A 20,126-nucleotide genomic window follows, 5' to 3' on the forward strand; every position below is an offset into this window, starting at 1 on the left:
ACATCACCAGAGGAGATTGAATTGGACATCGAAGTACTGCGCCGGGCCCCCCTCTTCGCGACTCTCGACGACGACGCCTTCCGCCTGCTGACGGACGAGCTCACCGAGGTGGACCTGTCCCGCGGCGCGTCGGTGTTCCGCGAGGGCGACCAGGGCGACCAGCTCTACTTCATCGTCTCCGGAAAGGTGAAGCTCGGGCGCACCTCCCCCGACGGCCGCGAATCCCTCCTCGCCATCCTCGGCCCGGGCGAGCTGTTCGGCGAGATGGCCCTCTTCGACCCGGCTCCGCGCAACGCGACGGCCACCGCCGTCTCCGAGACCCGCCTCGCCGGCCTCAAGAACGAGTCCCTCAACGCCCTGCTCCGTTCGCGTCCCGAGGTCTCGGCCCAGCTGCTCCAGGCCCTCGCACGGCGCCTGCGGCGCACGAACGACTCGCTCTCGGACCTGGTCTTCTCCGACGTCCCAGGCCGCGTCGCCAAGGCCCTCCTGGACCTCGCGGACCGCTTCGGCCGTCCCGCGACGGACGGGGTCCTCGTGGCCCACGAGCTCACCCAGGAGGAGCTGGCCCAGCTGGTGGGCGCCTCCCGCGAGACCGTCAACAAGGCGCTCGCCGAGTTCGTCCAGCGCGGCTGGATCCGCCTCGAGGCCCGCGCCGTGGTGATCCTGGACATGCAGCGCCTCCGCCAGCGCTCGCGCTGACCGCCCGGCGGCCGACAAGGCGCCGCCGACAAGGCAAGGAGCCGGTCCCCTGCAGGGGACCGGCTCCTTGTCTGCTTGTTCGCCGCGCCCCATGCTCAGGCGAGGACGCGGCGGCGGTCAGGCCCCGCCGTCGTGCGCCACCGCGGACGGGTGCGCAGCGCCGCCGTGCGGAACGGTGTGGAGGGCCTCGGTGGGCGGCGCGACCGCGCCCGGCGCCTCGACCTCGAGGAAGAGCTGGCCCGAGTCCTCGGCCAGCTGGGCCTGGTAGGTGTGGGTGGTGCGCCGGATGTTCAGGTAGGCGATGCAGCCCTTGGCCTTGGCCATCTTGGCCAGGATGATCTCCGTGGCCGGCACCAGCAGCTCGGGCAGCGGCAGCCCGCGGGTGTCCGGCTGGCCGATCTCGTCTCCGAGGGCAGAGGTCTCGCGCTCGGCGACGACCTTCCCGGCGCACACCCACTGGCCCCACACGCCCTTGCTCGGCAGCAGGGTCGGAGTCTGCCCGACGGGCAGGGTCGCGGCGAAGTAGCGCGTGTCGAAGCGGCGATGGGCGAAGTCCGGCGTGACCCAGTGGACGAGCGGCCGCAGGAGGTCCGTGCGCAGCCCGAGTCCCCTCTTGGCGAGGAGTTCGGCGAAGCTGATCTCCTGCCCGGCGAGGGCTTCGCGGGCGCGCGTCCAGTCCGGGGTGCTCGTGCCCTCGACCACGACGGACTCGTCGGAACCGGCGAGGAGGACGCCGGATTCCTCGAAGAGCTCGCGGATGGCCGCGACGACGTGCGTGCGGGCCAGCGCGTAGTCCTCGGTGCCGAGGAGCTCGGCCCACTGGCCCACGGAGGGGCCGAACCAGTCGAAGCTGTCGAGGTCGGTGTTTTCGACCGAACCGCCAGGGAAGCCCACGACGCCGAGCGGTGACTCACCCCCGCGGTAGCTCAGCCAGGTCTCGGTCCCGTCCGCGGAGTCGCGCACGAGCGCCACGGACGAGGCGAAGCGGGGTTTGCGGGGCGCGCGCTCGACCTCGTCGAGCCAGCTGCGCGCCGCGCCCTGCAGGCGCTTGGGCAGGATGAAACGGCGCCTAAGCGAAGTCGGCAATCAACTCAACCTCCACTGGGGCGTCGAGCGGCAGGACCGCGACGCCGACGGCGGAGCGGGCGTGGGTCCCCGCATCGCCGAAGACCTTGCCGAGCAGTTCCGAAGCCCCGTTGACGACCCCGGGCTGGCCGGTGAACTGCGAATCGGAGGCCACGAAGCCCACGACCTTGACGATCCGCGTGATGCGGTCGAGGTCCCCGATCTGGGCCTTGACCGCGGCAAGCGCGTTGATGATGCACAGTTCCGCGTACTTCTTCGCGTCGTCCGCGGTCACCTCGGCGCCCACCTTCCCGGTGGCGGGGAGCTGGCCGGAGACGAAGGGCAGCTGGCCGGACGTGTACACGGTCGAGCCGGTCACCACGGCCGGGACGTACGCGGCAACGGGGGCGGCCACCTCCGGCAGCGCGAGGCCGAGGTCTGCCAGACGGCGCTCGACGGCGCTGGCCACCTCGGCGTCCGCGCCGGTCTTGGATGCCTCCTGGGTCATGCCTGCTTCTCCCTCTTCATGTAGGCGACGAGCCCGTTTCCGCCGGGCCCGGGAACGACCTGGACGAGTTCCCAGCCGTCCGCGCCCCACTGGTCGAGGATCTGCTTCGTGGCGTGCACGATCAGCGGCACGGTGGCGTATTCCCAGGCGGTCATGAGGCCAGATTAGCCCCTCCCGGTAGACTGGCACACATGGCGTCTGGCAAGAACCCTGTCTTTGACACGGCCACCACCTTGGGCAAGATCCTCGCATTCCTTGGCGTGAGTGCGATCTGCGGCGTGCTCGTGGCCGGGCTCATGGTGCCCGCAGCGGCCGTCACGGGCAGCGCGGCGAACGGCTCCGTCCAGTTCTTCGACAGCCTCCCAGGCGAGCTCAAGGTGGACCAGCCGGGGCAGGTGACCCGGGTGCTCGCCGCGGACGGCTCCGAGATCGCGAGCCTCTACGCGGAGAACCGCACGCGCGTCCCGCTGGACCAGATGTCGCCGAACATCAAGGACGCCATCATCGCGATCGAGGACGCGCGCTTCTACGAGCACGGCGGCGTCGACACCACCGGCATCCTGCGCGCCCTCGCGGCCAACGTCCGCGGCAGCCGCCAGGGCGCCTCGACGATCACCCAGCAGTACGTGACCAACGTGATCAACGAGTCGCTCGTGGCCCAGGGCAAGGACGCCGACGTCGTGCTCAACGGCCAGAAGGGCGTTGGCGACAAGCTGCGCGAGATGAAGCTCTCGATCGCACTCGAGAAGCAGTACTCGAAGGACCAGATCCTCGAGGGCTACCTCAACATCGTGTTCTTCAACCGCAACGCGTACGGCATCCAGGCAGCGAGCCAGTACTTCTTCTCGACGGACGCCAAGGACCTGACGATCCCGCAGGCCGCGATGCTCGCCGGGCTGGTGAACAGCCCGACGATGTACAACCCGGAGATCAACCCGGACAACGCGCTGCAGCGGCGCAACCTCGTGATCGACGCGATGCTCCAGCACGGCAAGATCAACCAGCAGCAGCACGACGAGGCCATCGCCACGCCGATCCAGCTGAAGGTCAACCCGCCGAAGCAGGGCTGCGCGTACGCGTCCCAGGCCGCGTACTTCTGCGACTACGTCCTGCACCAGATCCTCAATGACCCGGCCTACGGGGCCACCCCGGACGATCGCGAGAAGAAGGTCTTCCGTGGCGGCCTGACGATCAAGACCACCCTCGACCCGCGGCTCCAGGCCCCGGCCCAGGCCCGGGTGGACGCGACCGCCGGCGCGAACCCGGACAAGTGGGGCGCCTCGCTCCTGACCATCGAGCCGGGCACCGGCAAGGTCCTCGCGATGGCGCAGAACTCCCGGATGCTCCCGGGTCAGGGCTCCAACTTCTCGACCGTCTACAACTTCAACGTGGACCGCAAGGACGCCAACGGCAACGACATCGGGGGCGCCGGCGGGTTCCAGCCGGGCTCGACGATGAAGCCGTTCACGTTCTCCGCGTGGCTCACCGAGGGCAAGTCCGCGACGCAGACGATCGACGCGTCCCGGCGCGTCTACCCGCTGAACTACCCCTGGAAGACCACGTGCAACCGGGTCACCGGCGCCTTCAACAGCGCCGAGGAGAGCCTCGGCGCCGCCCCGACGCTGCAGAACAACGACGAGGGCTTCTACCGGTCGATGCCGATCAACTACGGCCTCTACAACTCGATCAACACCGCCACGTACGCGACGGCCGCGGGGCTGAACGACTTCTGCGACATCCAGCGGATCGCGGACGCCGTCCAGCTCCACGACGGCGAGGGCAAGGAGAAGCTGGACATGTCCACGCTCTCGAGCCTCCTCGGCCCGTACAACGTCTCCCCGATGACCATGGCGAGCGCGTTCGCGGTGTTCGCGAGCGGCGGCACCTACTGCGCCCCGATGAGCATCGCCGAGGTGACGGACGTCAAGGGCGACAAGATCGGCGGGCAGGCCCCGAGCTGCCAGCAGAACGTCATCAAGCCGGATGTCGCCAAGGGTGTGAACTTCGCGCTCCAGGACGTCCTGATCCGCGGTTCCGGCTACCAGATCCCGAAGATCGGCGCGCCTTCGGCCGCGAAGACCGGTACGAACAACTTCAACAGCCAGACGTGGGTGCTCGGCTTCACCACGGGCCTCGTCACGGCGTCGTTCTTCGGCGAGGCGCTCCAGGATCCGAGCTCGCGGCTCGGCCGCAACGTGACGATCAACGGCAAGTTCTACCCGGTGGTGGACGGCGCGTACATCGCCGGTCCGCAGTGGGGGGACTACATGGCCCAGGTCGCCAAGCTGTACAAGACCGACCCCTTCGAGGCCCCGCCCGCCTCGATGACCGGCGGCAGCACCACGAACAGGACCACGACGTCCCCGCAGGCGTCCACGCCTGAGCAGCAGCCGGCACAGCCGCAGGCGCCCCAGCCCGCGCCGGCTCCGGCGCCCGGCGGGAACAGCACCAAGCGCAACAACGGCAACGGCAACGGCTAGCCGCATGCACCGCACCGCACCGCGCACGACGGCGACCCGGCTGTCCGCGGCCACGCTCACAGGGGCTCGCCGGGCTGCGCTGGCCGCCGGGCTCTGCGCCAGTGCCGGCGCCGCCGCGGCCGCCTACGGATGGTGGGAGAAGGAGCAGTTCGTGCTGCGGAGGGAGACGGTCCAAGTCCTCCCCGCCGGGTCGCGGCCGGTCCGCGTCCTGCACCTGAGTGACATCCACTTCGTGCCCGGCCAGGAGAAGAAGGCGCGGTGGCTGTCCGGCCTGGCCGACCTCGAGCCGGACCTCGTGGTCAACACCGGCGACAACCTGAGCCACCCGGAGGCGGTCGGACCGCTGCTCGCGGCGGTCGGACCGCTGCTGCGGTTCCCGGGGGTCTTCGTCCCGGGGTCCAACGACTACTACGCCCCCGTCCTGAAGAACCCCGCAGGCTACCTCGCCGGGCCCTCGAACCGGAAGCCGCTGCCAAAGAGGATCGAGCTCGACTGGCGGCGCCTCTTCACCGGCTTCGGCGCCGGGGGGTGGATCGACCTGACGAACCGCTCCCAGTCTCTGAGCCTGGGAGACGTCCGCTTCGACTTCTCGGGAGTCGACGACCCCCATCTCAGGCGCGAGCGGTACGCCGACTGGCCCCGCGGAGCGTCAGGCCACGAGACGAAGCCCAACGTCAGGGTCGCGGTGATCCACGCCCCGTACCAGCGCGTCCTGGACCACTTCACCGACGCCGGCGCGGACCTGATCCTGGCCGGCCACACGCACGGGGGCCAGATCTGCCTCCCCGGCTTCGGCGCCCTGGTCTCCAACTGCGACCTGCCCACGTGGCGGGCCAAGGGCCTGACGCCGTGGGAGAACGACGGCCGCGTCGTGCCGCTCAACGTCTCGGGAGGCATCGGGACCTCCCGCTTCGCGCCCGTCCGCATCGCCTGCCGGCCCGAGGCCGTCCTGCTGACCCTCGCCGCCCGCCCCTGACATCGGCGCCCCCGGACCGCCGGAAACCGGTTCTCGGGCGTAGGGTAGGTACCCCCAGCTGACTTCCTCCTCCCCGGAAGGTCGTGAGCGCCGGCATGCGCCAGCAGGTCCCGCAGAGTTCGTTCATCCGTTCCATCGCCCGTCTCGGGCCGATCGTGCGCCCCATCGTGCCCCGGCTCGTCCTCGGCCTCGTCGTCGCCCTCGCCGGGGCCGCCCTCGCCCTGTCGATCCCGCAGGTGCTGCGCCGCGTCATCGACGAGCTCGTGCGCCCCGGGACCCAGCCGTCCGCCGTGTGGTGGGCGGCCGGCGTCGTGCTCGTGCTGGGCGCCGCGGAGGCGGGGATGATGGTGCTGCGCCGGCGCCTCGTGATCGAGCCGAGCGTCCGGCTCGAGCGCGAGATGCGCCTGACCATGTACGGCCACCTGCAGGACCTGCCGGTGGCCTTCCACGACCGCTGGGGCTCGGGGCAGCTTCTCTCGCGCTCGGTCGCCGACCTCGGCTTCCTGCGCCGCTGGCTCGCCTTCGGCGCGATCTTCCTCGTCGTCTCCGTCAGCACGGTGGCACTCGGGGTGGTGCTCCTGTTCTCGATCTCGTGGCAGCTCGCACTCATCTTCCTCGCCGCGGCGCTGCCCATCATGGTGTACGGGGCCGTGTTCCGCCGGCGGTTCTCCCTCGCGACACGACGCAGCCAGGACCAGGCCGGCGACCTCGCCACGACCGTCGAGGAGTCCGTGCACGGTATCCGCGTGCTCAAGGCGTTCGGCCGTGCACGGGAGGCGCTCGAGAGCTTCGCGGAGCAGGCTGAGCAGCTGCGCGACACGGAGGTCGCGAAGGCCCGGCACCAGGCCCTGTTCAGCCTCGTGGTGACGCTCCTGCCCGAGCTCGCCCTCGGCGCCGGGCTCGTCACGGGGATCTGGCTGGCCTCCACGGGGCAGATCTCGATCGGGTCCCTCGCGGCCTTCTTCGCCACGGCCGCTGCCGTCGCGCAGCCGGTCGAGGCCAGCGGCATGCTCGTGGGCATGGCGCTGACCGCGAAGACCGCCGTGGACCGGCACTTCGAGGTCATGGACGCGCGCAGCACCGTCACCGACCCTGCGGAGCCGGTGCATCTTCCGTCCCCCCGCGGTGCGCTCACCTTCCGTGGGGTGCGGTTCGGATTCGCGCACGACGGCGCCGCGCGGCCGGGTGCGGACGGGACCACGGCGGGAGCCGGCTCGTCCGGGGAGGTGCTGCGCGGCGTCGACCTCGAGGTGCGTGCTGGCGAGACGATGGCACTCGTCGGGGCGACGGGCTCCGGGAAGAGCACCCTCCTGCAGCTCGTCCCGCGGCTCTACGACGTGACCGGCGGCGCCGTGGAGATCGACGGCGTCGACGTCCGCCGGCTGCCGCTCGCGGAACTGCGGAGACTGGTCGCCGTGGCGTTCGAGGACACGACCCTCTTCTCCTCCTCCGTGCGGGACAACGTCCTGCTCGGGGCTCCGGTGCGGGAAGGGCCCGAGGCGGAGGCCGCGCTCGAGGAGGCGCTCGAGGTCGCCCAGGCCCAGTTCGCGCACTCGCTCCCAGACGGCCTCGCGACGACGATCGGCGAGGAAGGGCTCAGCCTCTCGGGCGGCCAGCGGCAGCGCGTCGCGCTGGCGAGGGCCATCGCGGCCAGGCCTGCCGTGCTCGTCCTCGACGACCCGCTCTCCGCACTGGACGTCGCCACCGAGGAGCGCGTCTCGGCACGCCTGCGCGACGCACTCGCCCAGGTGACGACCCTCATCGTGGCCCACCGGCCCTCGACCGTCGCCCTCGCGGACCGCGTCGCGCTCCTGCGCGACGGCGTGGTCGAGGACGTGGGGACCCACACGGAGCTGCTCCGGCGCAGCGCCCACTACCGCTGGGTCATCGCGAGCCTCCCGGCCGGACCGCGCGACCTGGACGGCCGCGCGGACCCGGACCTCGACGAGACGCTGGAGGAGGCACGATGAGCCACGGGTCAGGCGCGGGGCACGGGCAGCCCCGGCGGCCGGTGGGCCGCGGCACCGCGGCGGAGGACGCCGTCGACCTCTCCCGGGAGGAGAGCCGCGCCGCGCGGCGGCGCTCGCTCAGGCTCCTCGGCGACCTCATCCGGCCGGTGCGGACCCGGCTGTGGGCGACACTCGCGATGGTCGTCGTCTCGCAGGCGGCGCGGGCGACCGGCCCGGCGCTCATCGCGTTCGGGATCGACCGGGCGCTCCCCGCTCTCGCGGCCGGCGACTCCGCGCCCCTCTGGCTCGCGGGGGGCGGCTACCTCGCCGCCGCGCTCACGACGGCGCTGCTCACCGCTGGCTACGTGACCTCCACCGCGGCGATGAGCCAGAGCATGCTCCTCGACCTGCGCGTGCGGGTGTTCCGGCACACCCAGCGGCTGAGCCTGGACTTCCACGAGTCGTACACCTCTGGGCGCATCATCTCCCGCCAGACCTCCGACCTCGAGGCCCTGCGCGAGCTCCTGGACTCGGGGGTGAGCGCGCTCGCGTCCGGGCTGCTGTTCATGGGCTTCACGGCGGTGACCGTCTTCCTGCTCGACTGGCCCTCGGGGCTGATCATGCTCGGCGCCGCGGTTCCCATGGCGCTGCTGGCCCGCTGGTACCAGATCCGCTCGCAGCGGGCCTTCCGGGCGTCGCGGGTGGTGTCGGCGCGGCTGATCGTGCACTTCGTGGAGACGATGACGGGGATCCGCGCCGTCAAGGCGTTCCGGAAGGAGCGCGAGAACGCGGACGCGTACGGGCGGCTCGCCGACGACTATGCCGGCGTGACCCTCCGCTCGATCAGGCTGCACGGGGTGTTCCAGCCGGGCCTCGTGCTGATCGGGAATGTGACGGTCGCGGTGGTGCTCCTGGTCGCGGGGTTCCGTGTGCTCGGGGGAAGCCTCGAGGTCGGCGTGCTCCTCGCCGTCGTGCTCTCGACGAAGCGGTTCTTCGCCCCGCTGGAGCAGATGGCGATGTTCTACAACTCCTTCCAGAGCGCCCAGGCCGCACTGGAGAAGGTGTCGGGACTGCTCGAGGAGGTCCCGACGGTCCAGCCGCCCCGGGTCCCGATCCCCCTCCCCCAGGCTCGCGGCGACATTGCGTTCGAGTCGGTCGCGTTCGCCTACGGCCACGGTCCCGAGGTCCTGCCGGAGTTCTCGCTGCGGATCCCTGCCGGGCAGACCGTTGCGCTCGTCGGCGCGACCGGGGCGGGGAAGTCGACCCTCGCCAAACTCGTGGCCCGGTTCTACGATCCCGCGGCAGGCTCGGTGACGCTCGACGGCGTCGACCTCCGCAGGCTCTCGACGCGGGACCTGCGCCGGGCGGTGGTCATGGTCACGCAGGAGGCGTTCCTCTTCTCGGGCTCCGTCGCGGACAACATCGCGCTCGGCAGGCCCGAGGCGTCCCGGACCGAGATCGAGGAGGCGGCCCGCGCCGTGGGCGCCCACGACTTCATCGCCGCCCTCCCCGAGGGCTACGAGACGGACGTGACCAAGCGCGGCGGCCGCGTCTCGGCGGGGCAGCGGCAGCTCATCTCGTTCGCGCGGGCGGTGCTCGCGGACCCGGCCGTGCTCATCCTCGACGAGGCCACGAGCTCGCTCGACATTCCCTCGGAGCGGCTCGTCCAGGCCGGGCTGGCGCGACTGCTGGGCGGCAGCGCGCACGACGGCGCCCGCTCACCCGGGGCGGGCGGCGGGAGTCCGGCGCCGCCCGCAGCCCGGACGGCGATCATCATCGCGCACCGGCTCTCGACGGTGGAGATCGCCGACCGGGTGCTCGTCATGGAGGGGGGCCGGATTGTCGAGGACGGCTCCCCCGCAGACCTCCTTTCCGGCGGCGGCCGCTTCGCAGCGCTGCACAGCGCGTGGCGCGACTCGCTCGTCTGACTCCCGCGGGCCCCGCGCACAGCATGGACCCGGCCCGCACGACGCGGAGGAAGTGACCCCTCGACGCGGTGACCTGACCCCCTCGCGGCAGGGCTCGTCGATTTCGCCTTCGGGGGCGAATCGGGTACTCTGGATGAGTTGCTCCGGGGAGACCCGGGGGACGGATCGGGATGTAGCGCAGCTTGGTAGCGCGCTTCGTTCGGGACGAAGAGGTCGCAGGTTCAAATCCTGTCATCCCGACCACGGAGAGGCCCCGCAGCCTGAGCTGCGGGGCCTCTCGCATGCCCGGACCGCGCCGGGAGCCCGCCGGGTCAGTGGTGCGGCAGGACGGGATGCGTGAGTCCCCGTCCGAGCCGGTGGCGGGACCACTTGTGCAGCGCGTCCACGGCGAGGACTCCCGGGATCGCGAGCGCCGCGAGGATGAACCCCGCCAATGGCGGCGGCGCCTGGCCCAGGAGCCGGGCGATCGGCCCCACGAAGAGGAACACCGCGAGGAGGGCCCCCTCGACCACGACGGCCCAGAGCAGGAGCGGGTTCCCCGCCCAGGGAAGCCTCCACGCGGGCCTGCTCGCCGTCCGGCACGCGAAGGCGTTGGCGAGCTGGCCGAGCACGACGGCGGTGAACGCGGCCCCCGAGGCGGCCGCCACGACGTCGGGCGCCGGGAGGTCCCCGCCCGGGCGCCAGCCCCCGAGCCACAGGACCACGGTGAATGCGGCCATCTCGAACAGCACCTCGACCGGGCCGAGGACCGCGAACACGCGGAACAGGAGGCTTCCGTCCATGAGGTGCCGCCGCTCGGGAGGCCGTTTGAGCACCCCTTCGCTCGGCCGCTCGCTCCCGAGGGCGAGCGCCGGGAACAGGTCGGTGCCGATGTCGAGGAAGAGGATCTGCAGGACGCCGATCGCGAGCGGGAAGTGCCCGGCCGAGAGCGCCCAGACGATGAACGGCGTCAGCTCGGCGACGTTGTCGGTGAGGTGGTAGGTGAGGAAGCGCCGGATGTTGGCGTAGGTCGCCCGGCCCTGCTCGACGGCGGCGATGATGGTCGCGAAGTCGTCGTCGAGGAGCACGAGGTCGGCCGCGTTCCGCGCCACGTCGGTCCCGCTGCGGCCCATTGCGACCCCGATGTCGGCAGCCTCGAGCGCCGGGCCGTCGTTGACGCCGTCACCGGTCATCGCGACGACATGCCCACGGGCCTGCAGCGCCCGCGCGACGTCGAGCTTCTGCTCGGGGCTCACCCGGGAGATGACCACGCCGTCCCGGTCCAGGAGTGCGCCGAGGACCTGGAGGTCCTCCGGCGGGGAACCGCCCTCGATCACCGCGTCGGCGCCGCGGCCGGGCCCGATGAGACCGATCTCTCGGGCGATCGCCGCCGCGGTCGTCGGGTGGTCCCCGGTCACCATGGCGAGGCGGATCCCGGCTTCCCGCGCCTGCCGGATCGCTCCCGCGACGGCGGGCCGAGGCGGGTCGTGTAGCCCGATGAGCCCGCGCAGCACCAGTCCCGTTTCGAGCACGACGGCGTCCGCCCGGCCCTGCTCGGCGTCGGCCGCCTCGGCGGGCGCGAGCCCGCGGGACGCCACGGCGAGCACGCGCAGGCCCCGAGACGCGAGCGCCTCGAGGGCCTCCTCGGCCCGGGCGAGCCACGCGCCGTCGTCCGCTCCTCCCGGCGCGCCGCGCTCCGCGCCGTCGCCGGTGCAGAGTCCGAGCAGCGTCTCGGGCGCGCCCTTGACCCACAGTTCCGCGGCGCCCGCATCCGCCAGGACTGCACTCTGCCGCTTGCGTTCCTCGTCGAAGGCGAAGCCCGCCGTGGGAACGGCGCCGGCCTCCGTCCCGCCGAGCCGCCGGTCCAGGGCCACGAGGGCCGCCTCCATCGGGTCGCCCACGGCGCGCCACTCGCCGTCGTGCTCCTCGACGTCGCCCTGCGAGGCGGCGCGGGCGCCCGTCGCGAGCCGCGCGGCCGCCGACCGCGCGGCGTCGGGGCCTTCGACCGCCGCCGTGGGAGCGTAGCCGGTCCCCTCGAGGACGACGGTTCCGTGCGGGGTCCAGACCTCGACGGCGCTCATGCGGTTCTGCGTGAGCGTCCCGGTCTTGTCGGTGCAGATGAAGGTGGTCGACCCGAGCGTCTCGACGGCCTCGAGGTTGCGGACGAGGGCGTGCCTGCGGCTCATGCGCTGGGCCCCCATGGCGAGCGAGAGCGTCACCGTCGGGAGGAGCCCCTCGGGCACGAGCGCCACGGTCACGCCGATGGCGAACAGGAACGCCCCGGTGATCGGGTTCCCGATCAGGAGCGAGATGACGAAGAACACCGCGCCCACGGTCACCGCGACGATGGCGATGATCCTCACGATGCGCCGCAGTTCGAGGTCGAGGGGGCTCGCCGGCGGCACCGCGCGCGTGGTGAGGCTGGCGATCTCCGCGAGCTTCGTGGCCGCTCCGGTGGCGATCACACGCCCGACGGCGTCTCCCGCCGCGACGAACGTGCCGCCGGCTGCCGCGTCGCCCGCCTCGCGGGGGACCGGAAGGCTCTCGCCGGTCAGCATGGACTCGTCGAGGGTGAGGGACGAGGCGGAGACGAGGTCGAGGTCGGCCGGCACCCTGTCCCCCGCCGCGAGGAGGACGATGTCCCCGGGCACGAGGTCCGCGGCGTCGACCACGCGTGTGTGGCCCCCGCGCCTGACCTGGACGCGGTTCGGGAGCAGCTCGCGCAGCTTCGCCGAGGCGCGCTCTGCCCTGGCCTCCTGGAGGAACGCGAAGAGTCCGTTCACCACGACAACGGCGGCGATGGCCCAGCCGAGCTCGGGCATCCCGGCGACGAACGAGAGGATCGACGCCGCCCACAGCATGAGCGCGAAGAAGTGGCCCAGCTCGGCGCCGAGCCGGACCCATCAGGGGCGCGGCCTCTCCCGCGGGAGGACATTCGGCCCCACCCGTTCCCTGAGCGCTGCGGCGGCGGCCTCGTCCAGCCCGGCGGGAATGCCGTGCACGGCGGAGTGAGGACGGCGGGACCCGACCGGTGCATGGTCCGTTGCGCTCACGCCATTCATTCTTCGTCAGCAGCGCCGGGGCGGGAAGGGGACGAAGGTCCCGCGGCGGTGCGCTCGGAACCAGGACTGACAGCCGGAAGACAGCCCGCCGGGAGACAGCAGAGGGTCGCTTCGGAGAATATCTCCGAAGCGACCCTCTCGAAGCCCGCTGAAGAGCGTGCCTCTTACATCGGGTCCGGCCAGTTGCCGATCATCGGGGTCGTCGAGCCGCCCTTGGCGGAGCCGGCGACCGGGCCGCTCACCGAGTCAGGCGAGTTGCCGATCGCGGTGGGAGCAACGGCAACCCCGGAGATCGCGAGAGAACCGGCCACGGCCAGGGCGGCAATGAGTTTCTTGAGCATGATCATGTCCTTGTGGGTTCATCCCGGGAGCGACCCGGGAAAGGGTGCGTGGATCGGGCAGAGCGTGCTTTGTCATGATTGACACACCAAGTAAAATAATTTCCACATGGCCTGTCAAGACGCGGCGGGGTCCGCGATGATTGTCCATAGTAGAAGGTGTTGATGGCCGGTACGACCGGCGCCGGGGGCCAGGAGGACAGTGTGGGCAGTGGATTCGGCGAGAAGCTGCGCGCGGAGCGGCTCGAACGCGGGCTCACGCAGGCCGAACTCGGGAAAGACCTGTACTCGCCCAGCTACATCTCCCTGCTGGAGACCGGCCGCCGCGAGCCCACGGCCGAGGTGATCCAGGAGCTGGCCCGCAGGCTGCAGCTCGCGCCCAAGGCGCTCGAGGCCTGGAGCCAGCCTGTGAGCGCCAACGATGCCGAATACGTGCTGGCCGGCCTCTACGCGCGCCAGGCGTGGGACCTGAGGGACTACGCGCAGGCCGCGACCCACGCCGCCACCGCCGCCCAGTTCGCCCTCGAGGGGAAGAACAACAGCGCGTGGTGGAACATGACCTACATGCAGGCCGAGTGCCTCATGAAGCAGGGCGAGCTCGCGGAGTGCCAGCGGATCGTCCAGCACCTCCTCGAGCACCCGATTGTCTCGGAATCCAAGGGCCTGGCCGTGCGCGCGCGCCAGATGCTCGCCGCCGTCTGCCACGGGCTCGGGCAGCTCGGGACCGCGATCGAGCACGCCCGCGAGGCGGTGCGGCTCGGCGCGCAGCTGCCGGCCGGCTCGACCATCTATGTCGGGGCGCTCCGCGCCCTCATCGGCGCCCTCGCGGAGAGCGGGAAGCTCGAGGAGGCGTGGGACCAGTGCCGCATCCTCGCAACGCTCATCGACGAGGACTCCATGGGCCAGCTCGCCGGCGAGGTCGAATGGGTGATCGGGAACGTCGCCTTCATGCGCGCCGACTACGAGGAGGGCGTCAAGCACCACGAGCGTGCGGCCAAGCTCCTCTCCCCCGCCAACGACATCGAGCTGTGGGCCCGGTTCAACAAGGCCTCCGCGGCCGTCCGCCTCTCGGGCGGCATCATCGAGCCGGAAACCCTCGCGGCGATCGAGCGGGCGGAACTCGCCCTGAGCATCGTGGGCGGCTCGCGCACCGAGCAGCTCGAGGTGAACTTCATCCGCGCGCGCTGGCTCTACCTCAACGGGGAGATCTCGCGCGCCATCGAGATCCTGAAGTCGATCCACGCCGAGAAGTCCGTGCTCGGGCGGCACACCGCCGGCGAGGTGGCACTGCTCTACGGGCGCGCACTCAAGGCCCTCGCCCGGAACGACGAGGCCCTCGAGATGCTCAAGGACGCCCGCGAGCAGTTCAGCTACGCGGGCGCCTCGGACAAGGTCCAGCAGACCATGGACGCCATCCTCGAGATTCGCCTCGCCGAGCAGCGGGCCGAGAAGGGCGCCGTCTCGAACGGAAGCTGAGCGCCTCTGCCGGGCACGCGTCCCGGCGGACGCGTCAGGCGCCCGGTCTGCGCAGGCGCGTCACGCGAACCTGCGGCCCGTGAGCTTCTCGTAGGCCTCGACATAGCGGGCGCGGGTGCGCTCGACGACGGCGGCCGGCAGCGCGGGCGGCTCCTGGCCGGAGGCACGGTCCCACCCGGACTCGGCCGAGGTGAGCCAGTCCCGGACGTACTGCTTGTCGAACGAGGGCTGCGCCTTCCCCGGCTCCCAGGTCTCGGAGTCCCAGAAGCGCGACGAGTCCGGCGTGAGCACCTCGTCGCCGAGGGTGATGTACCCGGTCACCGGGTCGAGGCCGAACTCCACCTTCGTGTCCGCGAGGATGATGCCCCGCTCACGGGCGATCTTCTCGGCTTCCCGGTAGATCTCGAGGGTGAGGTCGCGCAGCTGGGCGGCGGCGTCGTCGCCCACCATCCCCGTCACGTCCTCGTAGGTGATGTTCTCGTCGTGCTCCCCGACGGCGGCCTTGGCCGACGGCGTGAAGATGGCCTCGGGCAGGCGCGAGCCGTCCACGAGCCCGGCGGGCAGCGGGATCTCGCAGACCGTGCCGGATTCGCGGTACTCGGCGAGGCCGGATCCCGTGAGGTAGCCGCGCGCGATGCACTCCACGGGGTACATCTCGAGCCGGCGGCAGACCATGGCACGGCCCTCGACCTCCGCGGGGACGCCGTCCTCGGCGGTCGAGCCGAGCACGTGGTTGGCCACGTTGAGCTGGTCGAACCACCACAGGCTCAGCTGGGTGAGGATGCGGCCCTTGTCCGGGATGGTGCTGGCGAGCACGAAGTCGTAGGCGGAGATGCGGTCGCTCGCGACGACGAGGACGCGGTCGCTCTCGCCCGGCCCGGAGTCCGCCGGCTCGTACAGGTCGCGGACCTTGCCGGAGTAGACGTGGCGCCACCCCGGGAGATCGAGCGTCTCGGTCTGGTAGCCGGCCATCACTCGGCCCCCGTCCCGGCAGCACCGGACTCCACCGGATTGCGCCCACCCGGCACGGTGATCTCACCGCGCTCGGCCTTGGCGGCGATGTCCGTGCGGTACTGGCCGCCGTCGAGCTCGAGCTGGGCGATGCCCTCGTACGCCCGCTGGCGCGCCTGGGCCAGTCCGTCCCTGAGGGCGACGACCGCGAGGACCCGACCACCCGAGGAGACGACCTTGCCGGCGTCGTTGAGCTTCGTCCCCGCGTGGAGCACATGCACCCCCTCGAGCGCGTTGGCCTTCTTCAGGCCGCGGATGCGGTCGCCCGTGCGGGGCGTGTCGGGGTAGTCCTTCGAGGCGAGCACGACGGCGACCGCGGTCTCGGGCGCCCAGCGCAGCTCCTCGGCCCGGTCCAGCCGCCCGGTCGCGGCCGCGAGCAGGAGCCCACCGAGCGGCGTCGTGAGCCGGGCGAGCACGGCCTGGGTCTCCGGGTCGCCGAAGCGCGCGTTGAACTCGATCACGCGCGTGCCGCGGGAGGTGAGCGCGAGGCCGCAGTAGAGGACGCCCACGAACGGGGTCCCGCGCTTGGCCATCTCGTCCACGGTGGGCTGGGCGACGCGCTCGACCACCTCGTCGACGAGGCCCTCGGGGGCCCACTCGAGCGGGCTGTAGGCGCCCATGCCGCCGGTGTTGGGGCCTTCGTCGTTGTCGAAGATCCGCTTGAAGTCCTGGGCGGGAGCGAGCGGGACCACGGTCGAGCCGTCCGAGAGGACGAAGAGGGAGACCTCGGGCCCGTCGAGGAACTCCTCGATCACCACCGAGCCGCCGGCGTCGAAGCAGGCCTGGGCGTGGGCGAGCGCCGCGTCACGGTCCGAGGTCACGACGACGCCCTTGCCAGCGGCGAGCCCGTCGTCCTTGACGACGTAGGGGGCGCCGAACGCGTCGAGGGCGTCAGCGGCCTCCTGGGCATTCACGGCCACGCGCGCCATCGCTGTCGGGACTCCGGCCTCGGCCATGACCTGCTTGGCGAAGGACTTCGAGGCCTCGAGCTGCGCCGCGGCCCGGCTCGGGCCGAAGACCGGGATACCGGCCGCGCGGACGGCATCGGAGACCCCGGCGGCCAGTGGCGCCTCGGGGCCGACCACCACGAGGTCGACGCCGAGCTCCTGGGCGAGGGCCGTGACGGCCTCGGGGCTGTTGGCGTCGATGGGGTGCACGGGGACGTCCTGCGCGATTCCGGCGTTGCCGGGCGCCGCGTGGACCTCGGAGACGCCCGGGTCGGCGAGGAGGGAGCGGACAATGGCGTGTTCGCGGCCACCCGGGCCGATCACGAGAACCTTCACGCCCCCAAGGGTATCCCGACCATAGACTGTCGCCATGGCCTCTCACGCAACCTTCGCGGCGGACGACGCGGTCGAGCTCGCCGTGATCGAGCGCAGCGGCTTCATCGAGTCGCGGCACCTCGGCGCGGGCGTCGTGGTCGCCGGGGACGGCAGCGTCGTGACCGAGCTGGGCGACATCCGCAGCCCGATCCTCGCCCGGTCCACGCTCAAGCCGTTCCAGGCGCTCGCCTCCATGATCTCGGGGGTCCCACTGAGGGGCAGCCAGGTGGCGCTCGCGTGCGCCTCGCACACCGGCTCGCTGGACCACATGGACGTCGTGGAGGGAATGCTGCACGCCGCGGGCCTGCGTGAGGACGACCTCCTCTGCCCGGCCGACTGGCCGGCCGACGAGAACGCCCGCGCGTGGCTTGTCCGCGCGGGCCAGGGGCGGCGCAAGCTGGCCTACAACTGCTCCGGCAAGCACGCGGCGTTCCTCTGGGCGTGTGTGGAGAACGGATGGGACCGGCGCAGCTACCTCGAGCCGAACCACCCCCTCCAGCACCGGGTCCGGGCCACCATCGAGGAGTATGCCGAGGAGCTCATCGCCCACCTGGGGATCGACGGATGCGGCGCGCCGGTGGCCGCCCTCTCGCTGCAGGGCCTGGCCAGGGCGTACTCGAAGCTCGCGAAGGCCCCGGGAGACCCCGGGGCGAACGCCCGGGCGGCCACGGTCGCGACCTCGATGCTCGACTACCCGTGGGCCGTCCAGGGCCGCGACAGGGAGAACACCGTGGTCATGGAGGAGCTCGGGATCCTGGCCAAGATCGGGGCCGAGGGCGTCCTCGTGCTCGCGACCCCGCAGGGAGCCGCCGCCGCGGTCAAGGTCCTCGACGGCAGCCTCCGCGCCACGACGCTCGTGGGCCTGACCATGCTCGCCGCCGCCGACGCCGTGGATGTCCCCGAGGTCGCCCGCGTCCTCGAACGCGTCGTCGAACCCGTCATGGGCGGCGGGCGCCAGGTGGGCCGCATCCGCCTCGGGCGCGCCGTCTCGGCGCTGCTGGACTAGGAGGACCGACGCACATGGCTGTCCGACGCAGGATCGCGCACGACGCCGGGCGCGCCGCCGTCGCCGACTGGCGCGCCGCGCGCTCGGGCGACGGCAGCGGGGAAGGCGACCAGGGCGCCGTCGTGCGCGGGACCGTTCCCCGGCAGACGCTCGCGACGGCGGTGCGCTACCTCCTCGAGGAGCTCGCCGAGCGGGCCCCGGGGAACTCGGTCGAGGTGCGGGTGCCGCCGTTCGGGGTCGCGCAGTGCGTCGAGGGGCCGCGGCACACGCGCGGCACTCCCCCGAACGTGGTGGAGACCGACGCCGACACGTGGCTCGCGCTCGCAACCGGGGCCCAGACATGGCCCGAGGCGCTGGCGTCCGGGAAGCTCAGCGCCTCGGGCATCAGGACGGACCTGAGCGAGTTCCTGCCGCTCGCGTAGCTACCCGCGGCCGACGAAGGGCATGCCCGCGGCCGTGATGAGCAGGTTCCCGACCGTCGCCTCCGGGGGAAGCGACGCCATGAACGCGACGGCCTTCGCGGCCTCCTCGACGGCGAACGTGGGCTCGACCCGCCGCGTGCCGTCGGCCTGGAGGGCGCCCTCGCCGACGCCGAGCGTCGTCATGATCTCGGTACGGGTGTTGCCGATGTCGATCTGCCCGCAGCTGATCCCGTAGGGGCGGCCGTCGAGCTCGACGCTCTTGGTCAGGCCCGTGATGGCGTGCTTCGTCGTGGTGTACGCGACGGACCGGGGCCGCGGGCTGTGCGCGGAGATCGAGCCGTTGTTGATGATCCTGCCGCCCTGGGGCTCCTGCGCCTTCATCACGCGGAACGCCGCGGCCGCGCACAGGAAGCTCCCCGTGAGGTTCACGGCGAGGGTCGACTCCCAGCCGGCGAGGTCGATCTCGCCCACATCCCCGGCGGGCCCGAACGTCCCGGCGTTGTTGAAGAGGACGTCCACGCGGCCGAAAGCGGCCTTCGTCTCGGCGAAGAGGCGTTCGACGTCGTCGGGCCGGGTCACGTCGCAGGGCACGACGAGCACGCGGCCGGGAGCAGGGACGGCAGCCGCCGTCTCGCGGAGCTGCGCCTCTCGGCGCCCGGCGAGCGCCACGCTCCAGCCCTCGGCGAGCAGCCGGCGGGCGACCGCTCGCCCGATCCCGCTTCCCGCGCCCGTCACGACGGCCACACGGGACCCCGCGGTGTCTGTCATCGTTTGTCTCCGTTCGTCGCGAATTTGACGGGCATCACGTCAGGACGCCAGTCTAGTTTCACATCGTAGTATTTGGGTTCCGTATTACGGAATTTTGGGGATGACGAGGTCCCCCCAGACTCCGCGCGCACCACCTGAGCGCGCAGAAAGAGGTTGGACGTGTTGACTGGAGAGCCTACCCAGTTCCTCAGCGGCCAGGTTGGCGGCAGCGCAGCTGCCGGGCTGGACCGTGACCCGGAAGAGACCGCGGAGTGGATCGAGTCCTTCGACTCGCTCGTCGCGGAGCGCGGCACCGAACGCGCCCAGTTCATGGTCAAGAGCATCCTGCAGCGCGCGGGCGCCCAGAGCGTCGGTGTGCCGATGGTGCACACCACCGACTACGTGAACACGATCCCGGCGGACCAGGAGCCCGAGTACCCGGGCGACGAGGAGACCGAGCGCCGCTACCGCGCGTGGATGCGCTGGAACGCCGCCGTGCTCGTGCACCGGGCGCAGCGTCCCGGCATCGGTGTGGGCGGGCACATCTCCACCTATGCGGGCGCGGCGACCCTCTACGAGGTCGGGTTCAACCACTTCTTCCGGGGCAAGGACCACCCCGGCGGCGGCGACCAGGTCTTCTTCCAGGGGCACGCCTCCCCCGGCATGTACGCCCGGGCCTTCATGGAGGGGCGCCTGTCCGAGGAGGACCTCGACGGCTTCCGCCAGGAGAAGTCCCGCGAGGGCCACGCCCTCTCCTCCTACCCGCACCCCCGCCTCATGCCGGAGTTCTGGGAGTTCCCGACCGTCTCGATGGGGATCGGGCCGATGAACGCCATCTACCAGGCCCAGTCCAACCGCTACCTGCACAACCGCGGGATCAAGGACACCTCGGACCAGCACGTGTGGGCCTTCCTCGGCGACGGCGAGATGGACGAGCCCGAGTCCCGCGGCCTGCTCCAGCTCGCCGCCAACGAGAACCTGGACAACCTCACCTTCGTGGTCAACTGCAACCTGCAGCGCCTCGACGGCCCGGTGCGCGGCAACGGGAAGGTCATGCAGGAGCTCGAGGCGTTCTTCCGCGGCGCTGGCTGGAACGTCATCAAGGTCGTCTGGGGCCGCGAGTGGGACTCGCTCCTGTCCAAGGACCGCGAGGGGCAC

Annotated in this window: 17 protein-coding genes, 1 tRNA gene and 1 pseudogene; 10 read left to right on the forward strand and 9 right to left on the reverse strand. The window is 71.8% G+C overall.

Translation table 11 applies throughout. The features are described 5' to 3' along the window. Positions 1–21: 21 nt before the first annotated feature. Positions 22–699 (forward strand): Crp/Fnr family transcriptional regulator, encoded by a 678-nt coding sequence (locus CGQ25_RS13225; RefSeq protein ID WP_208710340.1) that lies wholly within the window; start codon positions 22–24, stop codon positions 697–699. A 117-nt stretch (positions 700–816) separates the two neighbouring features. Here the strand turns inward: CGQ25_RS13225 and CGQ25_RS13230 are convergent, their stop codons facing one another. From CGQ25_RS13230 to CGQ25_RS13240, 3 genes are read right to left on the reverse strand one after another with little or no spacing between them, the layout of a single operon-like run. Further along, complete coding sequence (locus tag CGQ25_RS13230; RefSeq protein WP_255405313.1) at positions 817–1,785, reverse strand: NUDIX hydrolase; 969 nt, start codon at positions 1,783–1,785, stop codon at positions 817–819. After that, positions 1,769–2,272: a RidA family protein gene (locus tag CGQ25_RS13235; RefSeq protein ID WP_208710341.1), complete on the reverse strand. Its 504-nt coding sequence runs from the start codon at positions 2,270–2,272 to the stop codon at positions 1,769–1,771. The genes CGQ25_RS13230 and CGQ25_RS13235 overlap by 17 nt, the downstream gene beginning before the upstream one ends. Further along, a complete protein-coding gene (locus CGQ25_RS13240; protein ID WP_208710342.1) occupies positions 2,269–2,427 on the reverse strand; it encodes a DUF4177 domain-containing protein in 159 nt (52 codons plus the stop codon). The genes CGQ25_RS13235 and CGQ25_RS13240 overlap by 4 nt, the downstream gene beginning before the upstream one ends. Before the next feature lie 36 nt (positions 2,428–2,463). On the opposite strand from CGQ25_RS13240, the gene CGQ25_RS13245 reads away from it, so the two are divergent. The 5 genes from CGQ25_RS13245 to CGQ25_RS13265 all read left to right on the forward strand — a co-directional run bounded on the left by CGQ25_RS13245 (position 2,464) and on the right by CGQ25_RS13265 (position 9,848). Then, the gene (locus CGQ25_RS13245) at positions 2,464–4,752 is read left to right on the forward strand and encodes a transglycosylase domain-containing protein (RefSeq protein WP_208710343.1); all 2,289 of its coding nucleotides are present in this window, start codon (positions 2,464–2,466) and stop codon (positions 4,750–4,752) included. Between the two features lie 4 nt (positions 4,753–4,756). Then, positions 4,757–5,728, forward strand: coding sequence for a metallophosphoesterase (locus CGQ25_RS13250; protein ID WP_208710344.1), 972 nt, complete (start codon positions 4,757–4,759; stop codon positions 5,726–5,728). A 95-nt stretch (positions 5,729–5,823) separates the two neighbouring features. Continuing rightward, positions 5,824–7,698 carry an ABC transporter ATP-binding protein gene (locus CGQ25_RS13255; RefSeq protein WP_208713084.1) on the forward strand — a complete coding sequence of 625 codons (1,875 nt, stop codon included), beginning with the start codon at positions 5,824–5,826 and terminating at the stop codon, positions 7,696–7,698. Then, positions 7,695–9,605: an ABC transporter ATP-binding protein gene (locus CGQ25_RS13260; protein ID WP_208710345.1), complete on the forward strand. Its 1,911-nt coding sequence runs from the start codon at positions 7,695–7,697 to the stop codon at positions 9,603–9,605. The genes CGQ25_RS13255 and CGQ25_RS13260 overlap by 4 nt, the downstream gene beginning before the upstream one ends. A 166-nt stretch (positions 9,606–9,771) precedes the next feature. Beyond that, positions 9,772–9,848, forward strand: a tRNA-Pro gene (locus tag CGQ25_RS13265). Positions 9,849–9,916: 68 nt separating this feature from the next. Here the strand turns inward: CGQ25_RS13265 and CGQ25_RS13270 are convergent. The 3 genes from CGQ25_RS13270 to CGQ25_RS13275 all read right to left on the reverse strand — a co-directional run bounded on the left by CGQ25_RS13270 (position 9,917) and on the right by CGQ25_RS13275 (position 12,987). After that, the gene (locus CGQ25_RS13270; RefSeq protein WP_369802226.1) at positions 9,917–12,445 is read right to left on the reverse strand and encodes a cation-translocating P-type ATPase; all 2,529 of its coding nucleotides are present in this window, start codon (positions 12,443–12,445) and stop codon (positions 9,917–9,919) included. A gap of 42 nt (positions 12,446–12,487) precedes the next feature. Then, positions 12,488–12,637 carry a cation-transporting P-type ATPase gene (locus tag CGQ25_RS18725; RefSeq protein WP_369802227.1) on the reverse strand — a complete coding sequence of 50 codons (150 nt, stop codon included), beginning with the start codon at positions 12,635–12,637 and terminating at the stop codon, positions 12,488–12,490. A gap of 173 nt (positions 12,638–12,810) precedes the next feature. Next, positions 12,811–12,987 carry a hypothetical protein gene (locus CGQ25_RS13275; protein ID WP_208710346.1) on the reverse strand — a complete coding sequence of 59 codons (177 nt, stop codon included), beginning with the start codon at positions 12,985–12,987 and terminating at the stop codon, positions 12,811–12,813. 201 nt (positions 12,988–13,188) lie between these two features. On the opposite strand from CGQ25_RS13275, the gene CGQ25_RS13280 reads away from it, so the two are divergent. Continuing rightward, positions 13,189–14,460, forward strand: a complete 1,272-nt coding sequence (locus CGQ25_RS13280; protein ID WP_208713085.1) for a helix-turn-helix transcriptional regulator — start codon at positions 13,189–13,191, stop codon at positions 14,458–14,460. Between the two features lie 60 nt (positions 14,461–14,520). Here the strand turns inward: CGQ25_RS13280 and CGQ25_RS13285 are convergent, their stop codons facing one another. Beyond that, positions 14,521–15,432, reverse strand: a complete 912-nt coding sequence (locus CGQ25_RS13285) for a phosphoribosylaminoimidazolesuccinocarboxamide synthase (RefSeq protein ID WP_208710347.1) — start codon at positions 15,430–15,432, stop codon at positions 14,521–14,523. Next, positions 15,432–16,754 (reverse strand): phosphoribosylamine--glycine ligase, encoded by a 1,323-nt coding sequence (gene purD, locus CGQ25_RS13290; protein WP_208710348.1) that lies wholly within the window; start codon positions 16,752–16,754, stop codon positions 15,432–15,434. Before purD ends, CGQ25_RS13285 begins: the two co-directional genes overlap by 1 nt. Positions 16,755–16,788: 34 nt before the next feature. Between purD and CGQ25_RS13295 the strand changes: the two genes are divergently transcribed. Further along, the gene (locus CGQ25_RS13295) at positions 16,789–17,799 is read left to right on the forward strand and encodes an asparaginase (protein WP_208710349.1); all 1,011 of its coding nucleotides are present in this window, start codon (positions 16,789–16,791) and stop codon (positions 17,797–17,799) included. A gap of 14 nt (positions 17,800–17,813) precedes the next feature. Beyond that, positions 17,814–18,221: a sterol carrier family protein gene (locus CGQ25_RS13300; RefSeq protein WP_208710350.1), complete on the forward strand. Its 408-nt coding sequence runs from the start codon at positions 17,814–17,816 to the stop codon at positions 18,219–18,221. Here CGQ25_RS13300 and CGQ25_RS13305 read toward each other — a convergent pair whose 3' ends face one another. Next, positions 18,222–18,989: an SDR family oxidoreductase gene (locus CGQ25_RS13305; protein WP_208710351.1), complete on the reverse strand. Its 768-nt coding sequence runs from the start codon at positions 18,987–18,989 to the stop codon at positions 18,222–18,224. It lies immediately after the preceding gene. Between the two features lie 153 nt (positions 18,990–19,142). Between CGQ25_RS13305 and CGQ25_RS13310 the strand changes: the two are divergent. Beyond that, positions 19,143–20,126 (forward strand): annotated as a pseudogene (locus CGQ25_RS13310) (pyruvate dehydrogenase (acetyl-transferring), homodimeric type); the annotation flags it as partial.

The organism is Sinomonas sp. R1AF57 (assembly GCF_002224485.1).
In the GTDB taxonomy this organism is placed as follows: domain Bacteria; phylum Actinomycetota; class Actinomycetes; order Actinomycetales; family Micrococcaceae; genus Sinomonas; species Sinomonas flava.